This is a genomic window from Luteipulveratus flavus, from assembly GCF_029439465.1.
Classification (GTDB): Bacteria; Actinomycetota; Actinomycetes; order Actinomycetales; family Dermatophilaceae; genus Luteipulveratus; species Luteipulveratus flavus.
Window position 1 is genome coordinate 68,611 of the sequence record NZ_JAROAV010000037.1, and the last position, 26,189, is coordinate 94,799.

A 26,189-nucleotide genomic window follows, 5' to 3' on the forward strand; every position below is an offset into this window, starting at 1 on the left:
AAATCGGAAATCTCGTGCAAGGTTGTTTTGCAACTCACCCTCGGTCCCGCCGAGAGGCGGTTCGAGTCGAATTGTTTGCCGATGAATTTATCCGCTGCCGTGTGGCTGTGTCTGTAGCGGACTGAAGGTCTGCCCAGGGTTGATCACCACGCGGGGAGGGAACGGCCTGCGACCCAGCGGCCACTACCTCAGCTCTCAGTCGACGTTGTGGACGCGCACCCCGCTCAACTGAGCGAGCACGATCGCTCCGTTCTCGGCCAGTCGACGCGATGATTCAGCCGAAGGTCGAGCCCGATCGCGTCGTCAACTTGAACGCTGGCACAGATGGCAACTTCGATGCTCGCGCCTGCGTGGCTGACCTGTAACCGGTTTCCCGGACGGTGGTGGTGTGGTGATCATGCCGCCGGGTCGGCGCTGTTGTGCAGGGATTCGAACTCGACCGGGGACGTGTAGCCGAGCGCTGAGTGGCGTCGGACGGGGTTGTAGAACGCCTCGATCCACTCGAACATGGCGTTGGCCAGCACGGCTCGGGTCGACCAGATCCGCCGGTCGAGGAGCTCGATCTGCATCGATCCCCCGAACGACTCCATCATCGAGTTGTCATACGCGCAGGCGACCTTGCCCATCGAGCCCATCAGCCCGGCCTGGCGTAGCCGGGTCCCGAAGAGCCAGAAGGTGTACTGGGTGCCGCGGTCTAAGTGCAGGATCGTCCCGACCGGCCAGCGGCGAAGGCTGGCCATCTCCAGGGCGTCGATGACCAGCTCGGTGCGCAGGTAGTCGGCGATCGACCAGCCAACCACGCGGCGGCTGAGCCGTCGATGCCCGCGGCGCAGTAGACCCAGCCCTCGCCGGTGCGGTGGTGGGTGATGTCGGTGACCCACAGCCAGTTCGGGGCGTTGGCGACGAAGCGGCGCTGCACGTGGTCGGGCCAGGTCGCCTCGGCGCGCTGGTGGTGACGCCACCGCCGACGATGCACCCCGGCCAGGCCTTGGCAGCGCATCAGCCGCGCCACTCGAAGCCGGCGACGAGGCAGCGCCGGCCCAAGGTGAGCTCGGCGTGGACCCGGCGCACGCCGTAGGTTGCCCGCGCCGCGGCGTGGACCTCGATGATGGTGTCCAGCAGGTAGGCGTCGGCGACATCACGCGCCGACGGCGCCCGCTTGGCCCACTCGTAGTAGCCCGACGTCGAAACACCCAGGACCCGGCACGTCACCGCCACAGGGAAGCCATCAGCGGCAAGCTCACGAACGAGCCGGAACCCTATTTTGAGAGCACGTTCTCCCGAGCGAAGTAGGCGCTGGCCCGCTTCAGGATCTCGATCTCCATGGCCTGAGTGCGGTTCTCTCGGCGAAGGCGGACCAGCTCAGCCCGCTCATCAATGGACAGACCGGGCTTGTGACCCTCGTCGATGTCGGCCTGCGCCATCCAGCGGCGCAGACCCGACTCGGCGATGCCCAGGTCCTTCGCGATCTGCGCGATCGGCTTCTCCCGCAGCCGAGCAAGCTCGACCGCTCGACGACGGAACTCCGGGTCCTTCGGCGCCGGCATAACGGACTCCTCTCCCAGACGATCATCGCCTCAGCTCAGGTGTCCGGGAAACCGGTTGAAGGTCAGGTTCGAGTACGGGGTTCACGGTCACGGTGGGCCCCGTGGGGCTCGAACCCACAACCTACGGATTAAAAGTCCGCAGCTCTGCCAATTGAGCTAGAGGCCCTGGCGCCCGCTGGGCGAGCGCGCTCAGCAAGGGTAGTCGGCCCCGGCCGGCCTCCCCGGACCGCCCGGCCGCACGCTGACCGACCCACCGGCAGAAGTTGGCGAGCCGCACAGGAATGCCTGTGCCGACGAGCACCTTTTGCCGGTGGGGGCCGGCGGAGGTCGGCGGTCCGACCCGTCGGCCACGGTCGCGCGGGCGGTTCTCTGCCGGGCGGTTCTCGCGCGGGAACGCGGGCGGCGCCGTACGGTGGCGAGGCATGAGCGTGCGGATGCAGGTGCTGCCCGTCCCCGGCCACGGCGCTGAGGACGTCGTTCTCGACGACGACGGCCAGGTCTGGACCGGCGTACGGGACGGCTGGATCGTGCGGGTGAGCCCGGACGGTCGCCAGATCGAACGCGTCCTGACCACCGAGGGTCGACCGCTCGGCCTGGAGTGGCTGCCCGACGGCCGGCTCCTGGTCTGCGACGCGCTCCGCGGCCTGCTCGCCATCGACGTCCGCACCCAAGACATCGAGATGCTGGTCCAAGAGATCGACGGGCAGCCGATGAAGTTCACCAACAACGCGGCGGTCGCGCCGGACGGGACCGTCTGGTTCACCGACTCCAGTCGCGACTGGGGCATCGACGAGTGGATGTCCGACCTCATCGAGCACACCTGCTCCGGCAGGCTGCTGCGTCGCGACCCTGGCGGCACGGTCGCCACCGTCCTGGACGGTCTCGCCTTCGCCAACGGCGTTGCGCTGGTGCCGGGTGCGGTCGTCGTCGCCGAGCTGGGACTGCGGCGCCTGCATCGGGTCGACCTGACGACCGGTGCCGCGACGCTGCTGGTCGAGGGCCTGCCCGGCTACCCCGACAACATCTCCACCGGCACGGACGGCCTGATCTGGGTCGCACTCGCCGCGCCGACCGACCCCGTGCTCACCCACCTGCAGCAGCACGGGGCACCGCACATCCGCAGTCTCGTCCGTCGCCTGCCGGACGCGCTCAAACCCAATCCGAAACGCACGGCCCACGTCCAGGCGTACGACGTCGACGGCCGCCGGGTGCACGACCTCCAGGCGGACGCGACCGACTTCCACATGATCACCGGCGTGCGCGAGAACCACGGCCGCCTGTGGCTCGGCAGTCTGGAGGAGCCTGCCATCGCCGTGATCGACCTCGGAACCGTGTCCGCTTCCTGAGCGTTCCTTGACCATGAGTCAGCTGACCTGCCCCAAGTGCCAGAGCGAGATGCGTTCGTACGAGCGCAACCGCGTCCTCGTCGACCAGTGCACCGGATGCGGTGGGATCTTCCTCGACAAGGGCGAGCTCGAGGCCCTGTCGGCCGCTGAGAACGCCTGGCACCAGCAGGCACAGCCCGAGCCGCAGCAGGCGCCCGGCGTCGCCCACCAGCAGGCGCCGGCGTACGGCCAGCCGCAGCAGGGGTACGCGCAGCCGTACCCCTCGGGCCAGCAGTACGCCAGCTCCAAGCAGCGGTACGCGCAGGGCTACCCGGGTGGTCAGCGGTACGCCAGCTCCAAGCAGCGCTACGGCCACCAGGGCAGGCGCGGCTCGTTCCTCGACGGCCTCTTCGGCTGACCGCTGGTTGAGCCGCCCACCGCTGGTTGAGCCGCCCACCGCTGGTTGAGCCGGGCGAGCGCCCAGCGCGAGCCCGAGTCGAAACCCGGCGCGACGCAGGGAGACTCTCCCGCGACGTCACCAGGTTTCGACACGGCCCTCGGCTGGCGCCTCGGTCCGGCTCAACCAGCGACAGCTTCGTCTCAGGAGGCGAGCTGGACGTCCATGGCGGCCAGGTGCTCGGGGTCGACCACGACCTCGACCCCCGCGACGCGACCGTCGCGCACCCTGATCACGAACACCGACAGCGGTCGGCCGCCAGGTGCCCAGGCCGCCCCGTACGCACCGTCGACGAGGGCCACCTGCGCCGCCTGAGCCCGTCCGGAGAACACCTCGGCCACGGCTCGCCCGCCCCGAACCAGGCTCGCGAGGGCGGGTGCCCCGCTGTGGCCGGCCGCCAGCGCCGCCCGCGACGACTCCACCGCGGTCCGGTCGGCGCGCAGGACGACGTCCGGGTCCAGCAGGGTGAGCAATCGCTCGAACTCACCGTTGCGCGACGCCTCCAGGAACGCCTCGACGACCTCCCGCTGCCGGGCCCGATCGGTCTCCGCGGACGCCCCCTGCACCCGCCGACGAGCGCGTGACGCGAGCTGGCGGGCAGCGGCGGGTGACTTGTCCACGATCGGGGCGATCTCATCGAACGGCATCCCGAACAGGTCGTGCAGCACGAACGCCAGCCGCTCCGCCGGACCGAGCGTGTCGAGAACGACCAGCAGCGCAGTCCCCAGCGAATCAGCCTGCAGCGCCTCGGGTTCCGGTTCAACCGCGTCCTCGTCAAGAGCGTCGTACGGCGACTCGTCAAGCGAGTCCTCGCGGCGCGACGTCCGCGAGCGCAGCATGTCCAGGCACACCCGCGACACGACGGTGGTCAGCCAGCCACCGAGGTTGTCGATCAAGTCCGCGTCCGACCGGTGCAGCCGCAGCCACGCCTCCTGCACGGCGTCGTCGGCCTCGGCGCTCGTCCCAAGCATCCGGTACGCCACCGCGCGCAGTCGCGGTCGCTGCTCCTCGAAGCGCCCGGCCAGCCAGTCCTCGTCCATGTCCTCACTCTTCCCCAGATCGATCTCACCTCAGTGACGTAGAGCGTGAGCAGAATGTGACAGGAGGTGTTCGACGTGATCCTGGTGGCCCCTGACTCGTTCAAGGGCTCGGCGACCGCGCCCGAGGTGGCGGCGGCCCTGGCGCGCGGCCTGCGCCGGGCTCTTCCCGAGCGGACACAGGTCCGGGAGGTGCCCGTCTCGGACGGCGGTGACTCGCTGCTGGACGTGCTGCGGCCGGCGGGGTTCGAGCCGGTGACGAGCCGCACCGTCGGGCCGACCGGCGCGCCGCTCGACAGCACGTACGCCGTCCGAGGCGACACCGCCGTCGTCGAGCTCGCCGCCGCGAGCGGACTGTCCCGCCTGCCCGGCGGTCGGCCGGACCCGCTCGGCGCATCGTCGTACGGCACCGGGCTTCAGGTCGCGCAGGCACTGGACGGGGGCGCCCGTACGGTCGTGCTCGGCCTCGGCGGGTCGGCGTGCACCGACGGAGGTGCGGGGCTGCTGGAAGCACTCGGTGCGCGGCTGCTGGAAGCCGACGGCCGCCCGGTCGCCCGTGGCGGCGCGGCGCTGGCGGAAGTCACGTCGGTCTCGCTCGACGAGGCTCGTCGCAGATGCGGCAACACCGAGATCGTGCTCGCCTGCGACGTGGACAATCCGCTGCTCGGAAAGCACGGCGCGGCAACTGTTTTCGGCCCGCAGAAGGGCGCGTCGGCGGATCAGATCGGCGAGCTGGACGCCGCACTCGCCCGCTGGGCGCGCGCGGTCGAGCGGGCGTACCCCGACGCAGCCGGCCGGAGCGAGACGCCCGGCGCCGGCGCTGCGGGCGGGACCGCGTACGGCGCGCTCGTGGGTTGCGGAGCGACGATCTCGCGCGGGACCGACGTCGTGCTCGACCTGCTCGACATCGACGCGCTTCTGCCCGAGACCGAGCTGGTGATCACCGGCGAGGGCCGTCTGGACGATCAGACGCTGCGTGGGAAGGCGCCGGCCGGCGTCACCGCCCGCGCCACCGCCGCGGGCGTCCCCGTCGTACTCGTCGCCGGTCGGGTCGACCTGACGGCACAGGAGGTACGGAGGCTCGGCGCGGGACGGGCGTACGCACTCACGGACCTGTGCGCCGACCCCGAGCGGAGCATGCGAGAGGCCACCGGCCTGCTCGAGCGCGTCGGTGAACAGATTGCCGCTGACCTGCACTGATGCACCTGTTGTCACACTTCCGTCCCGGCATCCGTCCTCCTTGGTGAAAGCACGGAACATCAATGAGGAGAACGTGATGGAAGCCCGCATCAAGAACCCCGCCACCTACATCACCGAGGCGATGGAGCCGCTGCAGGCACTCGCGGCAGCGCCGAAGGGGCACGGCGTCCCGGACGCGACGCTGGAGCTGACCCACCTGCGCGCCAGCCAGATCAACGGGTGCGCCTGGTGCCTGGACTACGGGTACCGCAACGCCAAGAAGGCCGGCGAGACCGACGAGCGGCTGGCGACCATCGCCGGCTGGCGGGAGGCGCCGTACTTCGACGACGCCGAGAAGGCCGCGCTCGCGCTGACCGAGGAGATCACGCGGCTGGCCGACAGCAGCGACCCGGTCCCGGACGCGGTCTGGGACGAGGCGGCCAAGCACTACGACGAGGAAGCCCTGGCCGCGCTGGTGATCTGGGTGTCGATGACGAACCTGTGGAACCGGCTCAACGTCAGCGTCCGCCAGGTCGCCGGCACCTGGACCTGATCCTCACCCGCCGGTCGAGGAGTGCGAGCCGCTGGGTGAGGCCGCTATCGAGACCCCGTGACCGCGGTCACCGGGTCTCGATACACCTCCGGCTACTCGACCGGCGGGGTCGGGACGACTCGTCAGGCGGCGGTGCGGGTGAGGGCCCGGCGCCGGGTGGGGCCGAAGCGGTCGGGGGACAGCAGCGGGTCGTGCAGCGTCGGTGCTCCCTCCAGCAGACCGGTGGCCACCATCTCGCCGGTCACGGGGGCCATGACCAGGCCCCACATCCCGTGGCCGGCGGCGACGGTCAGCCCCCGCGCGCGGCTGCTGGCCCCGATCACCGGCACCCCGTCCGCGGCGCACGGCCGCTCTCCCGCCCAGGTGTCGAGCACCCGGCGCACACGGACGCCCGGCAGCGCATCGGTGACGACCCGCACCATGGCGTCCGCGCGTCGCTGGTCGACCGGCCGGCCCTCGGCACCGAACTCCATCAGCCCGCACACCCGCATCCAGCCGGGCATCGGGGACACGACCATCCGGCGCTCCTTGAACCGCACCGGCATCGTGGGCGCACCGTCGACCTCCAGGTCGATCACGTACCCGCGGCCACCCCGCAGCGGCAACCGCAGACCGGCCGGTCCGGCCAGGGCTGGGGTGTCGAGTCCCGTTGCCAGCACGACGTTTTCGGCCGCCAGCGTGCGTCCGCCAACCCGTACCCCACGTACCCGACCGTCCTCCACCACCAGCTGGTCGACGGCGGTCCCGAACCGGACCGTCGCCCCGGCACCGGCAGCCGCCGCCAGCAGCGAGCGGACGTACGCGCGGCTCTCGACGACGGCCTCGTCGGGCTGCAGGTACGCCGACCGCACCTCACCGAGCGACGGCACCAGCTCGCGGGCTCGCTCCTGCGAGATCCCGCCGGCCGGGCCCTCCTCGCTGACGTAGATCTCCAGGGCACCGGTCACCCGGTAGGTCTCGCTGAGGCCGGCGTCGGCGTACGCGCGGTGCAGGTCGGCGCTGCGGTACGCCAGCTCCTGCAGCCGCGCGGTCACCAGCTGCACCCGGCTCTCGCGCGCCGACACCATCAGCCGGGTCAGCCACGGCACCAGGGACGGCTGCGGGTTGACTCGCACCGCAGGCGGACTCGCGAACACCTGCTGCGCACCCTCGGCGACCAGCGCCGGCGTCGCGAGCGGACCCACGTGCGAGGGCGCCAGCACGCCGGCGTTCGCGTACGAGCAGCCGCCGCCGACGTCGTCCGCCTGTTCCAGCACCGTCACACTCGCACCACGCCGCGCCAGCTCGTACGCCGTGGTCGCGCCGACCACACCGGCACCGACCACGACGACGTCACACCTGTCCACCATGACCGCGACGCTACGGACGCCGGCGCGGTCGCGCCTCATCCCCGGGGGATGATGATGCGGTGGCCGAGGCGTACCGGGTCCTGCTCGTCGAGGACCACCCGATGATCTCCTTCGGCCTGGCGCGTCTGCTCGACGACGAACCCGACCTGGAGGTCGTGGGCGAGGCCAGGACGCCCGACGCCGCCAGACGCCAGGTCCGCGCCACCGAGCCCGACCTGATCGTGCTGCCGGTCCGCCTCGGCGACCGCGTCGCGGGCATCGAGCTGTGCCGCCACCTGCGGTCGACCACCGCCGCGCGCACGCTGGTCTACACCGCGTTCACCGACCCCGAGGACGTGCAGGCCGTCGTCCTCGCCGGTGCGGACGGCATGGTCGGCAAGTCCGCCTCCCCGGCCGACGTGCTGGCGGCCATGCGCACGATCCTGCGCGGCGGACGCGTGTGGCAGCCCGGTCCGGCACCGGCGCGTCGGGCCACCGAGCGCGCGCTGCTCGCGCACGAGCAGCTGACCGGCCGCGAGCGCGAGGTGCTGCGGCTGATGCTGGACCACCGGACCAACCAGCAGATCGCGGACGCCCTCACCATCGAGGTGACGACCGTGAAGACGCACGTGCGCGGACTGCTCCGCAAACTCGGGATGGGTTCGCGCCGCGACCTGTTCAGCTGACGCCCGGCCGCCGGCCGTGCTGTCCGGCCTCGTGCGCCCGGCCGGGACGTCAGCGCACCGGGAAGCGGACCTCGTACGTGCGCCGGCCCTCGAGCCGGAAGGACACCCCGCGCTCGGTCTCCCACGCGACCGGGCTGCCGCGACGGGTCTCGACGACGGTGGCGTCGCGTAGGTGAAGCTGCAGGCACGGCGACCGCTGGAGCGAGACCTGTCGTCCGCGCCGGTGCTGGTCCTCGTCGTCGTGGTGGCCGACCTCGGTGCCGGCGGTCACGACCACCGGGCACTTGCTCGCCCGGCGCAGGGCCACCAGGCCGACGACCGTCGACTCGTTGATCTGCTCCAGCGACGTGCAGGTCGGGCCGTACCAGGCGGTGCAGTGCCCACGGGAACGCCAGCTGACCCCGCCCAGGCCGAGCCGCGCCGCCGCCTGCTCCTGGGTCAGCTTCGCCGCCGGGTCGACGGGATGCCCGTCCGCCTCGCGGGCGTACGCGCGCGCCGCCACGCCACCGATCACGAGGACGGCCACGATGACCAGGTAGCCCACGATGCGCGCTCGCACGTCCGCCTCCTAGGCGTCCGTCGTCACGGCCGACCGACGGTCAGCCGCCGCTGGAGTAGTAGGTGATGTCCCAGTGGTTGCCCTCGTCGCAGTAGAGGTTGCCCGAGGGCGCCTTCCACTGCGGGTAGCCGTCGCCGCGCAGCCCGATGTAGGTGAACGAGTTCTTGATGTAGTTGCCGATGCACGTGTACTTGGTGATGTCGACCTTGTAGCCGTTCCAGTGGCTGTACGTGCCCGACGCGTGGCCGCTCTCGGTGCCGCCGGTGATGTTGATCGCGCAGCCACTCGCCCGCTTGAGCGTGATGACACCGCTCACCGTGGTCTGGTTGATCTGCTCGAACGAGGTGCAGCTGGAGTTCGTACGCGTGGTGCAGCCTCCGCTGGAGGACCAGGTGACGCCGGCGGCCGACAGCTGCGACGCGGCCTGGGCATGGGTCAGCTTGGTGACGGCGCTCGCGCTGGGTGCCGTCCCCAGGACGGCGAGGCCAGCAGCGGTGACGGCCGCACCCAGCTGGGCTGCTCGACGGACAGGAACACGCATGGGTCCTCCTCGGCTCGATGAGCGGGTCGCTCGTCGCGACGCTAGAACGGGTTGACCCCGTTGCGGGTGAACGGCGGTCGATGGATTGGTCAGAAAACGACCAGGCCCGTTCTTTCGTAGCCGCGTCGTAGCGAGGCAGTAGCGATGCCCTCCACGGTGGAGCTCCCCACCACCCAGGAGGCCCTCGATGGCAGCGCACCCGAATCGTCGTACGGTCCTGATCGCGGCCGCCGCCCTCGGCGCCGCGGGCGTGCTGCGACCGGCCACCGCCCGGGCCGCCCTCCCCACGGTGAACATGGAGCTGGTAGTGCTCGCCGCCCAGCTCGACCCGGTCAAGACCGGGACCGTCATCACCACCGGAGCGGGGCCGAGCGTCACGAAGGTCGAGCAGGCGCTCGTCGCTCGCGGGCTGCTGGACGCGTCGTACGTCGACGGGCACTTCGGCACCGTGACGCGGACGGCGTACGGGCAGTGGCAGGAGAGCCTCGGCTACAGCGGGCTCGGCGCCAACGGCCTGCCGGGCAAGGCCTCGCTCACCGCCCTCGGTGAGAGCCGGTTCACGGTGCTCAGGCCGATCTCGCCGGGGACCCGGACGACGTACCAGGGGTACCCGTTCAACACCCGGACGGTCGCGATGCTGCGTGAGGCGTTCCGGCTGGCCGGGGTCACCCCGGCGGTCGAGCAGGGCTCCTACTCCCCCGGCGCCGACCCGACCTCGGCCGGCACCCACGACGGCGGCGGCGCGGTCGACCTGGACGCCGAGGCGCTCACCGCCGGCCAGCGCACGGCGGTCGTCACCGCGCTGCGCCGGGTCGGGTTCGCCGCCTGGCTGCGGACGCCGTCCCAGGGCGACTGGCCGCTGCACATCCACGGCATCGCGGTCAACGACACCGACCTGGCCCGCGCCGCGCAGACCCAGGTCGGCCGCTACTACCAGGGCCGCAACGGCCTGGCCAACAACCTCCCCGACGACGGCCCGCAGGTTCCCAAGGTCACCTGGGAGGAGTACCTGCGCGCCTGACCGCACCACCCATCCGCACGATCCGCAGCATCGAGAGGAAGAGCCATGTCCCGTACCCGTCGTTCGCTCGCCGTCGCCGCCGCCGTCACCGCGCTCACCGGGGGCCTCGCCGTCACCGCCATGCCCTCCGCCCAGGCCGCCTCCCGCGACGGCGTCTGCGACAGCGGAGAGTTCTGCTACTACTACAACTCCGACTTCGCCGGCTCGATCTCCGACTTCACCAGCTCGGTCTCCGACTACGGCACCTCGCAGCCGGACTGCTACGAGTTCAAGGGCCCCGGCAACGGCCAGGGCCTGTGCATCAAGAACAACGCCGCCTCGGTCTGGAACCGGACGAGCAGCGCGGTCACCGTCTACTACAACAGCGGGTACGCGGGCTCGACGCAGACCATTGCGTCCGGCGGCAAGGTCAACCTGAACGCCACGCTGAAGAACAACAACGCCTCGCACCGGATCGGATCGACCAGCGGCACCGAGAACCTCTCGTACGGCCTGTACGACGCCTCCGGCGGCCGCATCACCTGCGGGTTCGACGGGTACGTCAACACCCCCGGCCGGCACGAGGGCATCGACATCGCTCGCGGCATCGGTTCGCCGGTGCGCGCCCTGATCGGCGGCAAGGTGATCAACGTGGTCCGCGGCGCCAACGGCAGCAGCGGCCTCTCGACGATCGCCGTCTACAACGCGACGTACGACAAGACGATCGTCTACCTGCACTCGGCACCGCTGTCGAGCGTGACGATCGGTGACACGGTCAACCGCGACCAGCAGATCGCGACCGAGGCCTGGCGCGGTGTCTCCTCCAGCAGCGGCGCCCACACCCACGTCGAGATGCGCCTCGGCCAGCACACCCTGGCGGCCAAGAGCGTGAACGACCCGGTGCTGGACAACCCGAACCCCACCTCGTTCTGGGAGGCGCGCGGCTACAACGTGCGGTGACCGTCTCCTAGTCGAGACCTGTTCGCCCACAACGTCGTTCGAACCACGGGGCCGCTGCACGCGCAGGGGTGTGCAGCGGCCCCGACCCGTCCCGTCTGCGAGGAGTCCTCATGTCCCGAACCCGCTTCACCCGCCTGTCGGTGCTCGCCGCCGTCCCGCTCGCCACACTCGGTCTGGTCGTCGCCGGCACCGTCTCCCCGTCGGCCGCGCACGCCGCAGGACGCGACGGCGTCTGCGACTCCGGCGAGTTCTGCTACTACTACAACAGCGACGAGGCGGGTTCGGTCTCCGACTTCACGTCCTCCATCGACGACTACGGCACGACCCAGCCCAGCTGTTACGACTTCAAGGGCGCCGGCGCCGGCAAGGGCCTGTGCGTGAAGAACAACGCCGCCTCCGCCTGGAACCGCAGTGACCGGCCCGTGATCGTCTACTACAACAGCAACTACGGCGGCGCGAGCCAGACGATCCAACCGGGCACGAAGGCCAACCTGAACGCCACGCTGAAGAACAACAACGCCTCGCACCAGTTCTACTCGAACAACCAGCTCACGGCGTTCACCTTCTTCGTCGGGATCGGTTACACCAAGCGGCAGTCCGCCGGGATGGTCGGCAACCTGATGCAGGAGTCCGGGACGGGCGTCAACCCCAACGCGACCCAGGCCGGCGGCGCCGGCCGCGGCATCGCGCAGTGGAGCACCGGCGGCCGGTGGGACACCTCGGCCAACGACAACGTCGTCTGGTACGCCAACAAGCTCGGCATGTCGCCGTGGTCGCTCACGCTGCAGCTGAAGTTCGTCCAGTACGAGCTCAACACCTTCAGCGGCTACGGGAAGTCGCCGCTAATCGCGTCCACCACCATCGACGGCGCGACCGTGGTCTTCCAGGACTACTTCGAGCGGTGCGGCACCTGCTACACCGCCAACCGGAAGGCGTACGCCCACCAGGTGTACGACACGTACGCCTGAGCCGCACCCGCCTGACCCCGGCGCGTACGGCCCGGGGTCAGGCGGAGAGTGCCTGCAGCGCGAGCTCGGAGGCTGCAGCCTCCCGGTCGTTGCCGGTGGCGGCCCACAGCTCGGCCGACCGCCGCAGCTGGGCACGTGCGGCGGCACCGTTGCCCCGTCGGGCCTCGAGCGAGGCGAGCTCACGGCGGCTGACCGCCTCGTCCGCGAAGGTGCCGTTGCGGTGGAACGTCTCGGCCGCGCGCGTGAGGTCGGCGCACGCGTCGTCGACCGCACCGAGGTCGACGTGGATCGTCGCGCGCCGGCCGAGCGCGAACGCCACGCACCGCTCGTCCTCGAGCCGGGTGAGAATGCTCAGGGCCTCGGCCAGCGCGACCAGCGCGGCGGTGGAGTCGCCGGACCGGTGCTGCAGCACGCTCAGCTCACGGAGCACGATCGCCTCGCGGTGCGCGTCACCCTCCTCGCGGGCCATGACCAGCGCGGTACGGAACCACCGCCACGCCTCGCTGTGCCGCTCCTGGGCGAGCAGGATCATCCCGCCCGAGCAGTGCAGGTGCGCCCGAAAGGCGCGGTCGGTGTCGTCCGCCAGCTCCAGCGCCTGGTTGAGCAGCTCGAACGCGACCGACGGCCGGCCGCAGATCCGGTGCGCCGAGACGAGGCCGGCGAGCGCCGTCGCCTGACCCCGCCGGTGCCCGATCGAGCGGTAGAGCCGCAGCGAGCGTTCCGCCAGCCGGGCGGCGTCGTCGAGCTCGCTGCGGTACAGGTGCACCTGGGAGAGCCCGCGCAGCAGCGCGGCCTGGGCGAGACGGTTGTCGAGGGTGGCGAGCAGCGCGACCTCATGACTGCGCCGCCAGTCGTCGAGCAAAGCGCGGTCGTCGAAGTACGACGACAGGCCGGCCGCGAGCTCCCACGCCGCGTCGGACAGCCCCCAGTCCGCGGCAAGTCCGACCGCGGCCAGCAGGGTGCCGCGCTCGGCGTCCAGCCAGGAGAACGGGTCGGTGACGTGCTGGGTGACGGTGTGCGCCGGCAACGGGCGGCGTACGGCCGGACCTCGCGGCGGGTGGAACGGACTGGGCGGCAGACTGCGCCGCGCCCCCTCGACCAGGTGCAGCCAGGTCGCGAGCACCCGCTCGACGGCCGCCCGCAGCTCCTCGGTGTCCAGGTGCCGGCACCACTCGACCGCGCGGACGCGCAGCAGGTCGTGCAGGCGGTAGCGGGGCTGGCCGTGGGCATCGGTCGAGACGAGCGAGACCAGGTTGGCATCGACGAGAGCGTCGAGCACGTCGTCGGCGTGGTCCCGGTCCAGCAGCGGGCCGACGACCCAGCCGGGCAGATCGTTGGGACCGAGCAGGCCCAGCAGCCCGAACGCCCGGCACGCCTCGTCGGGCAGCATCCGCAGTGACAGGTCGACGCTGGAACGCACGTCCAGGTCGCCGAGCTTCAGCTCGCTCAGCCGCCGGCTCTCGTCCTCGAGCCGGGCCCGCAGCACGGCGAGCGACCAGTGGGGACGGCCGACCAGCTTGCCCCCGGCCACCCGGATCGACAGCGGCAGGTAGCCGCAGGCGCGGACGATGTCGCGCGCCGCGTCCGGCTCGCGCGCTACCCGCTCCCGGCCGACGATCCGGCCGAGCAGTTCGTACGCGGACGCCGGGTCGAGCGGGTCCAGCGGGACGTGACGCGCGGCGGGCAGGTCGGTCAGCAGGCGACGCGTGGTGACGACGAGTGCGCTGCGGCCGTTCGGCGGGATCAGCGGGCGGACCTGCTCGGCCGACCCCGCATCGTCCACGAGCAGCAGCATCCGCCGGTCGGCGAGGAGCGAGCGCAGCAGCGAGGAGCGGGCGGCCGGTTCGTCCGGGAGGGCTCGGCCGCTCACCCCGAGGGAGCCGAGGATCTCCGCGAGCAGTGCGGACGCCTCGCGGGGCGCGTCCGACGTGCCCGCCAGGTCGAGGTAGAGCTGGCCGTCCGGGAAGCGGTCCGTCAGCTCTCGCGCGGCGTGCAGCGCCAACGCCGACTTGCCGGTGCCGGGTGCGCCCGTCACGACGACCACGCTCGGTGGCCCGGTGTCGTCAGCGGGCGAGGCCAGGTCGACGAGCCGACCGAGCTCGCCCCGCCGACCGGTGAAGTCGGCGACGTCGGCCGGCAGCTGGAAGACCGCCTGGGTCGGCGTCGACGGCTGTCTCGGCGAGGGGCGCGGGTCAGGGGCCGGGTCGACGACCTCGCCGGCGAGGATCTGCCGGTGGAGCTCCTGCACGGCAGCGCAGGGCTCGACGCCGAGCTCGGTCCGCAGGACGCGTCGCAGCCGCTGGTACTCCTGCAGCGCCTCCGCCTGCCGTCCGCAGTGGTGCAGCGCCAGCATCAGCTGCTGCCAGGGCAGCTCGCGCAGTGGATGCTCACCGACGTGGTCCCGGATCGCACCGATCACCTCGCGGGAGCGGCCCGCCCCGATCTCGGCCTCGAAGCAGGCCTCGACGAGCGCCAGCCGACGCTCCCGCAGGCGTTCGACGCTCGGGTGGACCAGCGCGCTCTGCGGCACGTCGGCGTACGGCTGGCCGCGCCACTGCGCGAGCGCGGCGGTCAGGACCGTGGCCGCCGCACTCGGGTGGCCCGCGCGCAGGAGCGAGGCGCCCTCCTCCAGCTGGGTGCTCATGACCTCGCTGTCGAGCTCGCCGGGCGGCACCGCGAGCCGGTACCCCGGCGGTGCGGTCACCAGCACTCGGCCGTCGCGGTCGCCGAGCAGCCGGCGGAGCCGCAGGACGTAGCCGTGGATCTGGGTGGACGCCGTCTTCGGCGGGCTGGCCCCCCACACCTCGTCGGTGAGGGCGTCGATCGACACGACGGAGGGCGTCTGCGCCACGAGCGCAGCGAGCACCGCACGGCACTTGGTGCCGCCGATCCGCTGCCAGCCGGCACCGTCGGACACCTCGACCGGTCCGAGCACCCCGATCCGCATCACCCTGACTCCGATCACGCCGACCCCAGAGCACCGGCTGCACGCCGATGCTCTGGAACCTAGCCGCCGGGCGTGAACGATCGGCGATCAGCGATCGACGGATTCGGCCGTCCCGCTGGTCGGCCTGATGATCGAGTACCGCGTCGGCGTCCAGGTCAAGCAGACCTACGACGTGGTCGAGGTGGACGAAGGCTTCCTTCAATGACTCGCACACTGTTCGATGACGAGCAAGGAAAACGAACAATGAAAGCCAACGGCCTCGAGGCTGTCATTGTGGATCTGTCCTTGTTCGGGAACCGGTCTCCCGGCTCACTGGTGGAGATCCGGGGCAGTGATTCACGTCGCGGTGACTGGGTGCACCGCGCGTTCGTGCCTGCGCCGTTGCCGGCCACCAGCCCGGACCTGTCCGGACCTACGTACCACCAGCGCCCTGGAGGGTACGTACGCGCCGCTCGCCGTCGTGCTCGAGGCCGACGAGGACAGTCCCGGCAGCCAGGACATGACGGAGATCCTCAACTACGTCCGGATGGCCGAGTACGGCTTCGCCTGGGCGAACGACGAGCGGCTTCGAGACGCTCCACCCGTTCCAGGACGGCAACGGCCGGATCGGGCGGTTCTTGGTCGTCCTGCACCTGCCCCGTCAGGGCGTGCTGTCCGAGCCCACGCTGACCGTCTCACCGTGGTTCGAGGCCAGGCGTGCCGAGTACTACGACCGCTTGCTCGCGGTGAGCACAGACGGCGACTGGGACCTCTTCGTCGCGTCCTTCGCGATGGGACTGGCGGCCGCGGCGGACCTCACCCGGCGACAGACTTGGTGCTGTCCTACCCACGCGCCAACCAGCTCGTCGGCCAGCTGATGGAGATCGGCGTCCTCGATGTCGTTCGCGCGGATGCCTACAAGCGGCGCTTCTTCGCGCCGCGAGTCATCGACGTACTCGTCGTCGCGGGGGGTTCGTGAGCAGCTTCACCTCCGTCCGGCAGACACCCCGGTCTCTGCTCGCCGCTGAGCAGGGTGCTCGGTCGAGGCCGGCTGGCTCGGCTCAGAGAGCCGTCAGACCAGCTGCAGGTACTCGTCCCAGCCGCCGGCCGGCGCACCCTGGAGCACCTGCAGCCGTTGCAGCACCGCCGGTGACTGCACGTCCAGCCAGTCGCACAGCTGCCGGAACGACACGAACCGAGTGTCCGGCTGCTGCGCCATCGCCGCCATCGCCGCCTCGACGGCCTCCATGTAGATGCCGCCGTTCCAGCGCTCGAAGTGGTTGCCGATGACCAGCGGCGCGCGGTTGCCGTCGTACGCCCGAAGGAAGCCGGCGGCGTACGCCTCGACGGCCTGCCGCTTCCACGTGGCGCGCATCGCCGGGTCGCCGTTGGGCGAGCCGGACTGGTTGGCCATCAGGTTGTAGTCCATCGCGATGACGCCGTTGCGGGTGCCGGGCAGCGGGATCGGCTGCATCGACAGGTCCCACGGCCCGGCCGTCCTCGTCGGCCAGGTCGCGGTACGGGTCGCGCTGGAGTCGTAGCGCCAGCCCAGCTCGGCAGCGGCGAGCCGCAGGTTGTCGGCGCCCTCCAGGCACGGGGCGCGTCCGCCGACGAGCTCGGTGGTGTAGTCGAACGGCAGCGCGGGAAGGTCGGTGAACCCCGTGTTCGTCCGCCACTGCGCCACGAACCGGTGGACCTGGTCGATCTCGGACTTCCAGTCCTGCGGCGACCACTGCGACACCCCGGTCGGCCCGCAGAAGTGCCCGTTGAAGTGAGTGGCGATCTCGTGCCCGGCCAGCCACGCCTTGCCCGTCTGCTCGATCGTCGCGTGGACGTACTCGTCCGGGAAGTAGCCGATGTCGGACGCCCCGACCCGGTGCCGCGGCGGGTGGTAGAGGTCCTTCCTGGCTCGCGGCAGGAAGTAGATCGCCGACAGGAAGTAGGTCATGGACGCGTGGTAGCGGCGCGCGACGTCCTGGAAGTAGGAGTTCAGCCGGGCACCGGTCTGACCGCCGCCGTCCCAGGAGATGACGACGAACTGCGGTGGCCGCTCGCCCGGCCGGAGCGCGTGCGGCCGCGGCGGCTGGTGCGGCTGCGGGCCGGTGTCCGACATCGACCCGTCCCCGATGAGGCGTACGGCAGGGGTCGACGACGGCGTCGCGCCGGTCGTGGCGGTCGAGGGCCTCTTCGAGGAGGAGGCGGCCGGGCCTGCGGCTCGCTCGCGCGGCGCGCACGCGGCGAGCGCGCCCCCGGTCCCCACCGCGGCCGCTGCGAGAGCAGCGCGTCTGCTGATCTGCGTCATGGCCATCCCCTGCCGCCTCGTCGGCTCCTGCCCGCCGTTCGACGAGCCGAACCTCCCCCAGGTTGGGGACGGCGGCCGGGCGGGTCCAGCACCGCTCCCGGCCTGTCGCGAATTCGCCGTGGCCGGGAACCGCCCCGTGCGAGACTCCGTCAGCACCGCGGACACCCGCGGACTGCGGGGGATACATCACAGATGGGGTCATCGATGCCAGGTGCAAGCACCATTCGACGAGCCGCCGAGCAGATCACGGCCGGCGGCGACGTACGTGAGGCGGTGGGTGGCGCCCTGGCCCAGGTCGCGAACGACCGCCTCCCGGCCGGCCTCGACCCGGGAGACTTCGCCACGGCCCGCCAGGCGGGCTTCTCGACCGGCACCCGGATCGTCCAGCAGACGTGTTCGCTGGACAACGCGAGCGAGACGCTGAACCAGTCCAGCTACCAGCCCGGCCCGCAGGGCCCGGTGCACGTCATCACCCCGATGGTGATGCCGAAGGGACGTCGCTTCGTCGGGATGCTGCCGGTCCTCGTGCTCGCAGTGCTCGGGCTGGTCGGCGCGGTCATGCTGCTCCCGGCCGACGGCCTGTCGATGGCCCTCTTCGGCCCGCACTACTGGATCATCCTGGTGCTGCTGGCCGCCTTCCTGTGGTGGCGCCTCGGCATGGTGATGGTGCCCGAGGGCTGCCAGGCGCTCATCAGCCGGTTCGGCAAGGTCGAGAACCTCGTCGGCCCCGGCCTCGTGACCCTGTTCAACCCGTGGAAGCGGGTGTCGTACATCGTCAACACCACGCGCGAGTACCCGTTCAACGCGCCGATCCACCAGGCGCCGACCAAGAGCGGCGTGCAGGCCAGCGTCGACCTGTTCCTGCAGTTCCGGATCGTCGACCCGCGCAACTTCATCTTCGCGCTCGGCGCGGTCCAGGGCTTCCAGGACAAGCTGAACAACGCGATCTCCGAGACCACCCGCTCGCTCATCTACGAGCAGGAGGCCGCGGGCATCTACGACCTCGTCGGCGAGTCGACGCAGCGGCTGCTGGAGCAGCTGAACCACCAGTTCTCGCCCGCGGTGGAGTTCACCCACGCGAACATCACCCACGCCGAGCCGTCCTCCCAGGAGTACCGGATGGACCTCGCGGCGCCCGAGATGGTGCGCGTGGCGAAGGAGGCTTACACCTACGAGTACGAGCTGCAGCTGCGTAAGGAGCAGAACGAGGGCGACCTGAACAAGGACCTCGCCTCGCTCAACGAGACGCTCAGCTCCATCCAGGCGGACATCGCCAAGTACCAGGCGCAGATGGACACCGCGCTGGAGCGGGAGACCAACCGGGCCAAGGCCATGGCCCGGCAGCGGTTCGTCGAGGCCGAGTCCGAGGCCAACGCCAACGCCGCCCTGCTGGAGGCCCAGGCCCTGGACATCCGGGCGATGAGCGCGGCCGAGGCGCCGGAGATCCTGGACTACCGCTTCCAGCAGGACCTGCTGGCCCGGCTGGAGCAGGTACGCGGGTCGCTGCCCCAGATCGTGCAGATCGGCGGCCGGGACGAGAGCGTCGACTACCTCAAGATCGCCCAGGGCCTGGTCGGCGGCACGAGCGGGCAGCTGTTCTCGGCCGACGAGCTGGAGCAGATCCGGGAGCGTAAGGACGAGATCTCGGCCCGGGTGAGCGCTCGCGAGGCCTCCATCGAGTCGCTGCTCGAGCCGCCCGCGCCGGTCGAGCTGGACGAGATCGTCCCGGCTCCCGCGGACGAGGCGCTCCCAGGCGCCGACCGCCTCGAGGAGATCCGCCGCTCCGTCGAGTCGAACGCCGAGTCTCCCGCGACGTCACCGGGTTTCGACTCGGACTCCGCTAGCGCTCCGTCCGGCTCAACCAGCGGGTCCGACACCGCCGGTCGAGTAGGCGAGCGCCCCACCCCGCCGGTTGAGCCGGGCGAGCCCGACACCGCCGGTCGAGTAGGCGAGCCCGACACCGCCGGTCGAGTAGGCGAGCCCCCCAGGGCGAGCCGTATCGAGACCACGGACGCCCCCGGGGAGACTCACCCGGTCGCTGTGCCTGGTCTCGACACGAGCGCCGGCGGTGCGACCCCGCAGACCCGCTCGGAGCGGCACCGGCTTCCGCAGGCCACTGACACCCAGGAGAACGACCGATGAGCCAGATGGTCCAGGAGCAGATGCACGAGGCCGGCGTCGGCCGGCCGCGGGGCATGTCGTCGATCAAGGAGGCCCTCGGCAGCTGGGGCGACATCCGGCAGCTGCTGCGCGGCGGCCAGTCCGGCGCGATCGTCCCGGTCGTCATCCCCAAGGACAGCCGCGGTCTGCGCTGGCTGGCGCTGGTGTGGCTCGCCCTGTGGGCGTTCGCGAGCGCTGCGGTCGGCGCGACCACCGACGCCGGCTGGGTCGTCGTACCCGCTGCGGTCGGCGGCGTGCTCGCGCTGCTGCTGGCGGCGCTGTGGTGGTGGCGTTCCTCGATCGTGGAGATCGAGGAAGGCACCGTGGGCGTGCTCACCAAGTTCGGCGCCATCGCAGGGCCCGGCCTCTCCCCCGGTCGCCACTACCTGTGGCACCCGTGGGCCCGGGTCGCGTACGTCGTCGACGTCACGACCGAGATCCCGTACAACGCACCGGTGCTCGCGTGCCCGACGCACGAGAACGTCCCGCTGAAGTCGATCGAGTTCTTCCTGAAGTTCCGCATCCTCAACGCGGTCCAGTTCGTGCAGACCATCGGTGCGGGCAACTTCGACCTGGTGCTGTCCAACTCGGTCCAGGACGCCATCCGGCAGCGGTCCCGGCTGGTCCGGACCGAGCGGGCGTACGACCTGCGCGGCTCCGACGTCGCGGACATGCAGGACCTGCTCAACCGCCAGCTGGCCCGTTACGGCGTGCAGATCCTCGGCTGCAACATCCCGGACGTGCAGCTGCCGACGCAGTACCAGCAGCACATCTCCACCCGGGAGCGCGTCGCGAAGGAGCTGTCGGCGTACGAGAAGGAGTGGGAGCTCACCCGCAAGCGCCGCATCGACACGCTGCTGATGGACATCGAGCGCTCCAAGAAGGTCCGTGACGCCAAGATCGTCGAGGTCAACGCCTCTCTCAACAAGGCGCGCAAGGACGTCGCGCAGATGCTGGAGGAGCAGGAGACCGAGGCCCAGCGGGTGAAGTACGAGATCGAGACCCGCGGCCGGACGAACCTGGTCGCCGCCCAGGGTGAGGCCCGCGCGCAGGAGCAGCTCGCGACCGCGTACCGGGACAACCGGGCGGTGCTCGGGTACGAGCTGGCCCGCCGTCGGTTGGACGTCGGTGCGCAGCTGGCCAAGAGTGCTCCGCAGCCGGTGATCGTGCAGACCGACGGCGGCGCGACGGACAGCTCGGCGCTGTCGACGCTGATGCTCGCCCAGCTGCTGCCCCAGCTGGGTCAGAGCAACGGCCACCGTGCCCAGCGGGCCATCACGAACGGCGTGGACGACCAGCTGGAGTCGTTGGCGGACCGGGCCGTGCGCGCACTCGACCAGCGGTAGCCGACCCTGTCCGAGGAGGCCGCCCGCCACGCGCGGGCGGCCTCCTCGCGTGCTCAGGCCCTTTCGCGCGCCACCGCCGCGCGCACCGCCGGCGCGATCTCCCGCGCCCAGCGTCCGAGCGTCCGGTCGTCCTGGACGCCGTGCCCCGGCGCGAACAGCGTGAACCCGGAGGCTCCGTAGTCGAGCACGGCTCCCGTGAGCTCGTCGACCCACTGCTCGACCGATCCGCCCAGCCAGCGACCCTCCGCGTCGCGCGTCCGGCGCTGCGGCTGGTCGGCGACACGTCCCGGCAGGTTGAACACGGTGCGGATCTCCCTGGGGTCCCGACCGGCGGCGGACGCGGCCTCGTCGATCACCGCCCGTCCCTCGCGGTAGCGAGCGCTGCGCCAGTCCGCTGCGTGCCCCGGGATCCAGCCGTCCGAGACCCGACCGGTCACGGCCAGCGACCGCCGACCGACGGACCCCGTCCAGATCATCGGCGCTGCGACGGGCGCGGGGGCGATGTCGCGCACCGAGTAGTACCGGCCGTCGTACGTCACCGGCTCACCGCCGCCGGACAGCAGGCGGATCAGCACGATCGCCTCCTCCAGCGACTCGACGGCCTGGCGAGGAGTCAAGGGTTCGACTCCCATGTCCGCGATGCGCTCCCAGATGCCACCTGCGCCGAGTCCGAGCACCACACGGCCCGACGACAACGCGCTGAGCGAGGTCACGGTGCGCGCCAGCATCGGAGCGGGACGGGTCGGCAGGTTGGTGACGTTGGCCAGCACGGACAGGCGCTGCGTTCGGCCCAGCACGAACCCGAGCGTGGCGTAGGCGTCGAGCCGGTCGCCGAGGTAGGGGTGGTCCGACAGCGACATCAGGTCGAGCCCGTCCCGGTCGGCACGTTCCGCGGCGGCCAGTGCGTCGCGGTCCGCGACCGAGCTGTGCGCTCCGAAGCCGAACACCGGGTACGGCACGACGCTGCCGTCGCTCATGACGCCGCTCATGACGTCGGCCTGGGCTGCTCGGCGACGCTCCCGCTGCAGACGTCCGCCTCACCGATGCCGATCACGGTTGGGTGCATCGTGCGTCCTTCCTTCGAAAACAGTAGTTCGTGCCACGAACCTATTAGTTCGTAGCACGAACCACAATCCTGATCGAGATTCTTCCTCAGGCTCCGGTCGGGTCGGCCGCCGTCGGCCCGGACGCGGTGGCGCCCGGGCCCGCGAACAGCGCCGGTACGTGGTTGCGCTCGACCACCTGCCCGAGGAGGGCGGCCAGGGCGTCGCGCCCGGCGTCGTCGAGGGTGTCGGTCAGCCGCTCGATGCGATCGCACGTGTCGCGGTAGAACGGTCCGACGAGCGCGCGGCCGCGAGGCGTCAGGCTGACCCGGACGGCGCGCTGGTCCTTCGAGTCGGGCTCCCGGCGGATCAGGCCGTTGCGCTCCGTGCGGTCGACCAGGCCGGTCAGGCTCGACTTCGCCAGACGCAGCATGGACCCCAGCTCCCGCATCCCGATCGGCCGCGCCATCAGAACGCACAGGAGCTGCCCCTGCTGCTGGGTGAGCCCGTGCTCGCGCGCCGACTCCGCGTACACCGCGTCGACGAGGAACGCGGCCCGCACCAGGGTCGTCACCGCCGGCATGGTCTGCGCCGAGCTGTCCATGCGACGACGCTAGCAGCGAGAGTTCGTACCACGAACCAGTCTCGTCGTCGCCGGCGCCGGGAGCACAGGTCGTCCCGAGGTCCGGCCGGCAGCTAGAATCGGGGGCAGCACAGGGTTTCGCGTGCCTGTTGGGTGGGAAGGCGCGCACCGTCGTTCGCATACCTGGAGCCCGAGCGTGTCCCCTGTGCAGTCCTACCGGAGCCTGTTCTCCCTCACCGGCGCGGCGTACGTCGTCGTCGCCTTCCTCGGCCGCCTGCCGCTCGCGATGAGCCAGCTCGGCGTCCTCCTGCTGATCGCCGACGCCACCGGCAGCTACGGCGCGGGCGGTGCCTGCGCCGGCGCGCTCGCGGTCGCGAACGCGGTGGGAGCACCCCTGTGGGGCGGCCTGGCCGACCGCACCGGCCAGCGCCGGGTCGTGCTGGTCCAGTCGCTGTCCGGCGCTGTCGCGCTCGCCGTCCTCCTACTCGTCGCGCACGCCGACCTGCCGTGGGCGTACGCCGCCGTCGCCAGCGTGCTGGCCGGGTTCCTCATCCCGCAGGTCGGCCCGCTCGCCCGGGTCCGGTGGCGTCCGATCACCGCGCCCACCGGCCCGCACCAGGCGCGCCTGGTGAGCACCGCCTTCTCCTACGAGGGCGCCGCCGACGAGGCGTCCTTCGTGCTCGGCCCGGCGCTGGTCGGCCTCGGCGTGAGCGTCGCCAGCCCGACCGTCGCGCTCGCCGCGGCGTCGGTGCTGCTCGCGGTGTTCGGCACGTGGTTCGCGCTGCACCCGACCGCGACCCTGCGCCCCTCCGCCGACCAGCCGTCCGGCAGCACGAGCCGGCTGCTCACCCCCGCACTGACCGTCCTCTGCCTCGCCCAGCTGGTCATCGGGTCGGTGTTCGGCTCGGTGCAGACAGGCACGTCGGTGCTCGCCACGAATGCCGGACAGCCCGGGCTCACCGGCCTGTTCCACGCGCTCCTCGGTGTCGGCAGCGTCGTCGCGGGCCTCGCCCTGGCCGGGCTGCCGGCGCGGTTCGCCCTCCCGGCCCGGCTGCGCTGGTTCGCGGTCGCGCTGCTGGTCCTCGCGCTGCCCCTCCTCGCGGTGAGCTCGCTGGCCACCCTCGCCCCCGTCCTGCTCGTCCTCGGGCTGAGCATCGCGCCGTACATGATCACGACGTTCACCCTCGGCGAGCAGGTCACCCCGACGTCCCGGACCAGCGCTGCCATGACTCTTCTCGCCGCGAGCACCGGCCTCGGCTACGCCGTCGGTGCCGCGGTCGCGGGTCGCCTCGCCGACTGGGGTGGCCACACGCCGGCCTTCGCGGTGACGGTGTGCGCGGGCGTCCTTGCCGTGGCCGTCTCGTGGAGCGGCGGGCGCCTGCTGAGCCGCGCCGGGAGGACTGCCGGACAGCCGAGCACGCTCGTCAATACAGTGCACCCATGAGCCCCTCCAAGACCACGTTCCTGAGCTCGCCCCTGGCCAAGAACCTCGCCGCAGCGGGTGCCGCCGGAGCGGTCACCCTGCTGCGCCCCGGCCGCTTCCCGAAGTGGGCCCGACGCAGCATGCTCGCGGCGAACACCGCCGGCACCGGCGCGACGATGCTGCTCGGCGCGGGCGGCACGAGCGATCCGACCGGTGCACCGGCACCGCTGGCGGGTCGGCTCGGTGGCGGTGGCGCCGCAGCCGGTACGACGGCGAGCGCGCTCGCCGCGGTCACGGGCGGCCTTTCGCTGGTCACCTCCGGCATCGGGCTGCGGGCTGATGCGAAGGCCGAGCAGCTGCTGCTCCGCCGCGGCGTCAAGCACCCGCGGATCTGGATGGCGGTCGGCGTCGTCGGCATCGTGCTGGTGGCCGGGGCGCTGCAGGACCGCGCGACCCGGGCGGCCGAGCAGGCGGCGGCGCGGATGCAGGGCGAGGACGACGGCTCGAGCGCACGAGGCGCGGCCTCCACCAGCCGCACGCTGCCCACCGGCGGCGCGACGCGCATCGGCGGCGAGGGCTGACCGGCTCAGACGTCGTGCCAGGTCAGCAGCACCGCTGAGGCCACGAGCACCAGCAGGCCGTAGTACGAGAACGGCCTGCTGGCGTTCGTCACGGCGCGCGCGACCGGCACGTCCGCACCCGCGTCGGCGAGGCGCTGCTGCACCGACCGGCGGACCTGCACCTTCCGTTGCTTCCCGCGCGTCTCGTCGCGACCGCTGGCGAGCGTCGTCAGCGGCACGTAGAGCGCGATGACCAGTACCAGCAACGGGATCCGTACGTACCCGGCACCCCAGCGGATCTGCGCGATCATCGCGACAGCGACCGCCAGCGAGGCGACGACGGCCGCCGAGAGCTGCCACGCGAGGGTGACGGTGCGCGCCCGTACGGGGCTGCCGTGGGCGGCGCGGACGATGCGGTCGAGGTACGCCGCGCGCACCTGCCGGCGGACCCACCACGCCCACAGGGCGCCGAGCACGAGCGCGATCGGCACGACCCACGTCCTCATGCGCGCGACCCTATCCGCGCGTGAGCCCTGACGAGACCAGCGCCGCTGACTACGCTACGGTGCAGGCTGCCATCGCGTCAGGACAGGGGTCCTCGGACAGCTTCTCAGGGGAGGAAGTCGCATGGTTCATCGTCGAGTTTCGGGCACGCTGGCGGCCGCGCTGCTGGTCGTCGGGCTGGGTTCTGCCGCCGTGCCGTCAGCGCACGCCGCGGCCGGTACGACCGTCACCGGCGTGGTCTTCCAGGACGCCGATCGGGACGGCGTCCGCGATGTCGGAGAGCGGCCCGCCTCCGGGGCCGAGGTCACCTTCACCCAGGGCATGCCGATCGTGATCCAGGTGCGGGCGGACTCCGCCGGGCGGTTCACCGCGACGCTGCCGTGGTCCGGACCGGTCAGCATGGTCGTGCGCGGCGGTGACTGGCTGACCTCCTCGTCGGTGACCCTCGACGGCTCGCCGAGCAAGGACGTCGGCAACGTCCCGACGACGCTGTCCCTTCGGGCGGCCCTCGAGGTGAAGATGACGCCGGCGCGCACGACGGTCCGGTACGACCAACGGGTCCGCTTCTCGCTCACCGTGGACAACGTCAGCGGCTACCCGATCAGCGGCGTCAGGGCGTCCTGCTGGGACAACGGCAACCTCGCCCCCGGCTCGGTGGTCGAGCTGACCGACAGCGGCATCCTGGAGACCTGGCCGACGCCGAACCCCGGCATCACGCTCGCACCCGGGACGCGCACCCTCCGGTTCGCGGGCCGGCTCACCGACGACGCGATCCTCAACGGCACGCCCGAGATCAGCTGCGTCATCAAGGACGATCACAGCGGCAACGGCGAGGGCAGTGCGCTCCTCACCGTCCGGGGAGGTGTGACGACCGTGACCGGCCGGACGTACTTCGACAACGACGGCGACGGCACCCGCGACGCGGACGAGTACTACAACAACTTCGCCGACGTCGTCCTGCGCGACCGGGTGACGCACGAGACCTACGCACGTGGCTCCTACGTCGACAACGAGGGCGCCTTCGTCATCCGCACCACGCGTCCGGTCGCCGGCTCCGAGGTCGCGCTGGAGGACTGGAGCGGCACCTACACGGCGGCGAAGGACGTCACGTTGAGCCCGCACCGCTACGGGACCGTGGAAGTCGGGGACCTCCCGGTCACGTTCGCCATCCCGTGACCGCGGGCCCTCCGGCGCGCCGGAGG

General features: G+C 71.6%; 26 protein-coding genes, 1 tRNA gene and 1 pseudogene. 15 read left to right on the forward strand and 13 right to left on the reverse strand.

The genetic code is table 11. The features are described 5' to 3' along the window. Positions 1-395: 395 nt before the first annotated feature. The 4 genes from P4R38_RS15220 to P4R38_RS15235 all read right to left on the reverse strand — a co-directional run bounded on the left by P4R38_RS15220 (position 396) and on the right by P4R38_RS15235 (position 1,713). Positions 396-800: an integrase core domain-containing protein gene (locus P4R38_RS15220; RefSeq protein WP_277192912.1), complete on the reverse strand. Its 405-nt coding sequence runs from the start codon at positions 798-800 to the stop codon at positions 396-398. A 199-nt stretch (positions 801-999) separates the two neighbouring features. Next, positions 1,000-1,212 carry a hypothetical protein gene (locus tag P4R38_RS15225; protein WP_277192913.1) on the reverse strand — a complete coding sequence of 71 codons (213 nt, stop codon included), beginning with the start codon at positions 1,210-1,212 and terminating at the stop codon, positions 1,000-1,002. A 47-nt stretch (positions 1,213-1,259) separates the two neighbouring features. Further along, complete coding sequence (locus tag P4R38_RS15230; protein ID WP_277192914.1) at positions 1,260-1,547, reverse strand: transposase; 288 nt, start codon at positions 1,545-1,547, stop codon at positions 1,260-1,262. 93 nt (positions 1,548-1,640) lie between these two features. After that, positions 1,641-1,713, reverse strand: a tRNA-Lys gene (locus P4R38_RS15235). 256 nt (positions 1,714-1,969) lie between these two features. Between P4R38_RS15235 and P4R38_RS15240 the strand changes: the two genes are divergently transcribed. Both P4R38_RS15240 and P4R38_RS15245 read left to right on the forward strand, forming a co-directional pair. After that, entirely contained in the window at positions 1,970-2,893 is a 924-nt protein-coding gene (locus P4R38_RS15240; RefSeq protein ID WP_277192915.1) for an SMP-30/gluconolactonase/LRE family protein, read from the forward strand. 13 nt (positions 2,894-2,906) lie between these two features. Then, on the forward strand, positions 2,907-3,290 hold the full coding sequence (locus P4R38_RS15245) for a TFIIB-type zinc ribbon-containing protein (RefSeq protein ID WP_277192916.1): 384 nt from the start codon (positions 2,907-2,909) through the stop codon (positions 3,288-3,290). Positions 3,291-3,472: 182 nt separating this feature from the next. On the opposite strand, the gene P4R38_RS15250 is transcribed toward P4R38_RS15245, so the two are convergent. Next, a complete protein-coding gene (locus P4R38_RS15250) occupies positions 3,473-4,369 on the reverse strand; it encodes a sigma-70 family RNA polymerase sigma factor (protein WP_277192917.1) in 897 nt (298 codons plus the stop codon). Positions 4,370-4,435: 66 nt separating this feature from the next. Here P4R38_RS15250 and P4R38_RS15255 point away from each other — a divergent pair, with 66 nt between their 5' ends. Together P4R38_RS15255 and P4R38_RS15260 are read left to right on the forward strand one after the other, a co-directional pair. Then, entirely contained in the window at positions 4,436-5,566 is a 1,131-nt protein-coding gene (locus tag P4R38_RS15255; RefSeq protein WP_277192918.1) for a glycerate kinase, read from the forward strand. A gap of 76 nt (positions 5,567-5,642) precedes the next feature. Continuing rightward, positions 5,643-6,098: a carboxymuconolactone decarboxylase family protein gene (locus tag P4R38_RS15260; protein ID WP_277192919.1), complete on the forward strand. Its 456-nt coding sequence runs from the start codon at positions 5,643-5,645 to the stop codon at positions 6,096-6,098. A 122-nt stretch (positions 6,099-6,220) separates the two neighbouring features. On the opposite strand, the gene P4R38_RS15265 is transcribed toward P4R38_RS15260, so the two are convergent. Beyond that, complete coding sequence (locus tag P4R38_RS15265) at positions 6,221-7,447, reverse strand: NAD(P)/FAD-dependent oxidoreductase (protein ID WP_277192920.1); 1,227 nt, start codon at positions 7,445-7,447, stop codon at positions 6,221-6,223. 59 nt (positions 7,448-7,506) lie between these two features. Here P4R38_RS15265 and P4R38_RS15270 point away from each other — a divergent pair, with 59 nt between their 5' ends. Then, positions 7,507-8,112 carry a response regulator gene (locus P4R38_RS15270; RefSeq protein ID WP_277192921.1) on the forward strand — a complete coding sequence of 202 codons (606 nt, stop codon included), beginning with the start codon at positions 7,507-7,509 and terminating at the stop codon, positions 8,110-8,112. Positions 8,113-8,161: 49 nt separating this feature from the next. On the opposite strand, the gene P4R38_RS15275 is transcribed toward P4R38_RS15270, so the two are convergent. Further along, a complete protein-coding gene (locus tag P4R38_RS15275) occupies positions 8,162-8,671 on the reverse strand; it encodes a hypothetical protein (protein ID WP_277192922.1) in 510 nt (169 codons plus the stop codon). Positions 8,672-8,711: 40 nt separating this feature from the next. Continuing rightward, complete coding sequence (locus P4R38_RS15280; protein WP_277192923.1) at positions 8,712-9,212, reverse strand: hypothetical protein; 501 nt, start codon at positions 9,210-9,212, stop codon at positions 8,712-8,714. A 187-nt stretch (positions 9,213-9,399) separates the two neighbouring features. Here P4R38_RS15280 and P4R38_RS15285 point away from each other — a divergent pair, with 187 nt between their 5' ends. The 3 genes from P4R38_RS15285 to P4R38_RS15295 all read left to right on the forward strand — a co-directional run bounded on the left by P4R38_RS15285 (position 9,400) and on the right by P4R38_RS15295 (position 12,140). Next, positions 9,400-10,233 (forward strand): peptidoglycan-binding protein, encoded by an 834-nt coding sequence (locus tag P4R38_RS15285; protein WP_277192924.1) that lies wholly within the window; start codon positions 9,400-9,402, stop codon positions 10,231-10,233. Positions 10,234-10,278: 45 nt separating this feature from the next. Further along, on the forward strand, positions 10,279-11,172 hold the full coding sequence (locus P4R38_RS15290; protein WP_277192925.1) for a peptidase inhibitor family I36 protein: 894 nt from the start codon (positions 10,279-10,281) through the stop codon (positions 11,170-11,172). Positions 11,173-11,282: 110 nt separating this feature from the next. Then, a complete protein-coding gene (locus P4R38_RS15295; protein ID WP_277192926.1) occupies positions 11,283-12,140 on the forward strand; it encodes a phage tail tip lysozyme in 858 nt (285 codons plus the stop codon). Positions 12,141-12,177: 37 nt separating this feature from the next. Here P4R38_RS15295 and P4R38_RS15300 read toward each other — a convergent pair whose 3' ends face one another. Next, positions 12,178-15,105: an AfsR/SARP family transcriptional regulator gene (locus tag P4R38_RS15300; protein WP_277192927.1), complete on the reverse strand. Its 2,928-nt coding sequence runs from the start codon at positions 15,103-15,105 to the stop codon at positions 12,178-12,180. Between the two features lie 551 nt (positions 15,106-15,656). Between P4R38_RS15300 and P4R38_RS20125 the strand changes: the two are divergent. Further along, positions 15,657-15,944: pseudogene (locus tag P4R38_RS20125) on the forward strand (Fic family protein); the annotation flags it as partial. Further along, entirely contained in the window at positions 15,902-16,045 is a 144-nt protein-coding gene (locus tag P4R38_RS15305) for a hypothetical protein (protein ID WP_277192928.1), read from the forward strand. The pseudogene P4R38_RS20125 and the gene P4R38_RS15305, both read left to right, overlap by 43 nt. A gap of 93 nt (positions 16,046-16,138) precedes the next feature. Here the strand turns inward: P4R38_RS15305 and P4R38_RS15310 are convergent, their stop codons facing one another. Continuing rightward, positions 16,139-17,368, reverse strand: coding sequence for a polysaccharide deacetylase family protein (locus tag P4R38_RS15310; RefSeq protein ID WP_277192929.1), 1,230 nt, complete (start codon positions 17,366-17,368; stop codon positions 16,139-16,141). A gap of 204 nt (positions 17,369-17,572) precedes the next feature. On the opposite strand from P4R38_RS15310, the gene P4R38_RS15315 reads away from it, so the two are divergent. Both P4R38_RS15315 and P4R38_RS15320 read left to right on the forward strand, forming a co-directional pair. Further along, positions 17,573-19,510: an SPFH domain-containing protein gene (locus P4R38_RS15315; RefSeq protein WP_277192930.1), complete on the forward strand. Its 1,938-nt coding sequence runs from the start codon at positions 17,573-17,575 to the stop codon at positions 19,508-19,510. Beyond that, complete coding sequence (locus tag P4R38_RS15320) at positions 19,507-20,874, forward strand: SPFH domain-containing protein (protein ID WP_277192931.1); 1,368 nt, start codon at positions 19,507-19,509, stop codon at positions 20,872-20,874. The genes P4R38_RS15315 and P4R38_RS15320 overlap by 4 nt, the downstream gene beginning before the upstream one ends. Positions 20,875-20,927: 53 nt before the next feature. Here P4R38_RS15320 and P4R38_RS15325 read toward each other — a convergent pair whose 3' ends face one another. After that, on the reverse strand, positions 20,928-21,851 hold the full coding sequence (locus P4R38_RS15325) for an LLM class flavin-dependent oxidoreductase (protein ID WP_277192932.1): 924 nt from the start codon (positions 21,849-21,851) through the stop codon (positions 20,928-20,930). 175 nt (positions 21,852-22,026) lie between these two features. Beyond that, positions 22,027-22,521 (reverse strand): MarR family winged helix-turn-helix transcriptional regulator, encoded by a 495-nt coding sequence (locus P4R38_RS15330; protein WP_277192933.1) that lies wholly within the window; start codon positions 22,519-22,521, stop codon positions 22,027-22,029. 175 nt (positions 22,522-22,696) lie between these two features. Here P4R38_RS15330 and P4R38_RS15335 point away from each other — a divergent pair, with 175 nt between their 5' ends. Then, positions 22,697-23,944 (forward strand): MFS transporter, encoded by a 1,248-nt coding sequence (locus P4R38_RS15335; protein ID WP_277192934.1) that lies wholly within the window; start codon positions 22,697-22,699, stop codon positions 23,942-23,944. Continuing rightward, positions 23,941-24,504 carry a hypothetical protein gene (locus P4R38_RS15340; RefSeq protein ID WP_277192935.1) on the forward strand — a complete coding sequence of 188 codons (564 nt, stop codon included), beginning with the start codon at positions 23,941-23,943 and terminating at the stop codon, positions 24,502-24,504. Before P4R38_RS15335 ends, P4R38_RS15340 begins: the two co-directional genes overlap by 4 nt. A gap of 5 nt (positions 24,505-24,509) precedes the next feature. On the opposite strand, the gene P4R38_RS15345 is transcribed toward P4R38_RS15340, so the two are convergent. Next, on the reverse strand, positions 24,510-24,989 hold the full coding sequence (locus tag P4R38_RS15345; RefSeq protein WP_277192936.1) for a hypothetical protein: 480 nt from the start codon (positions 24,987-24,989) through the stop codon (positions 24,510-24,512). A 121-nt stretch (positions 24,990-25,110) separates the two neighbouring features. Here P4R38_RS15345 and P4R38_RS15350 point away from each other — a divergent pair, with 121 nt between their 5' ends. Next, complete coding sequence (locus P4R38_RS15350; protein ID WP_277192937.1) at positions 25,111-26,163, forward strand: hypothetical protein; 1,053 nt, start codon at positions 25,111-25,113, stop codon at positions 26,161-26,163. Positions 26,164-26,189: the final 26 nt, after the last annotated feature.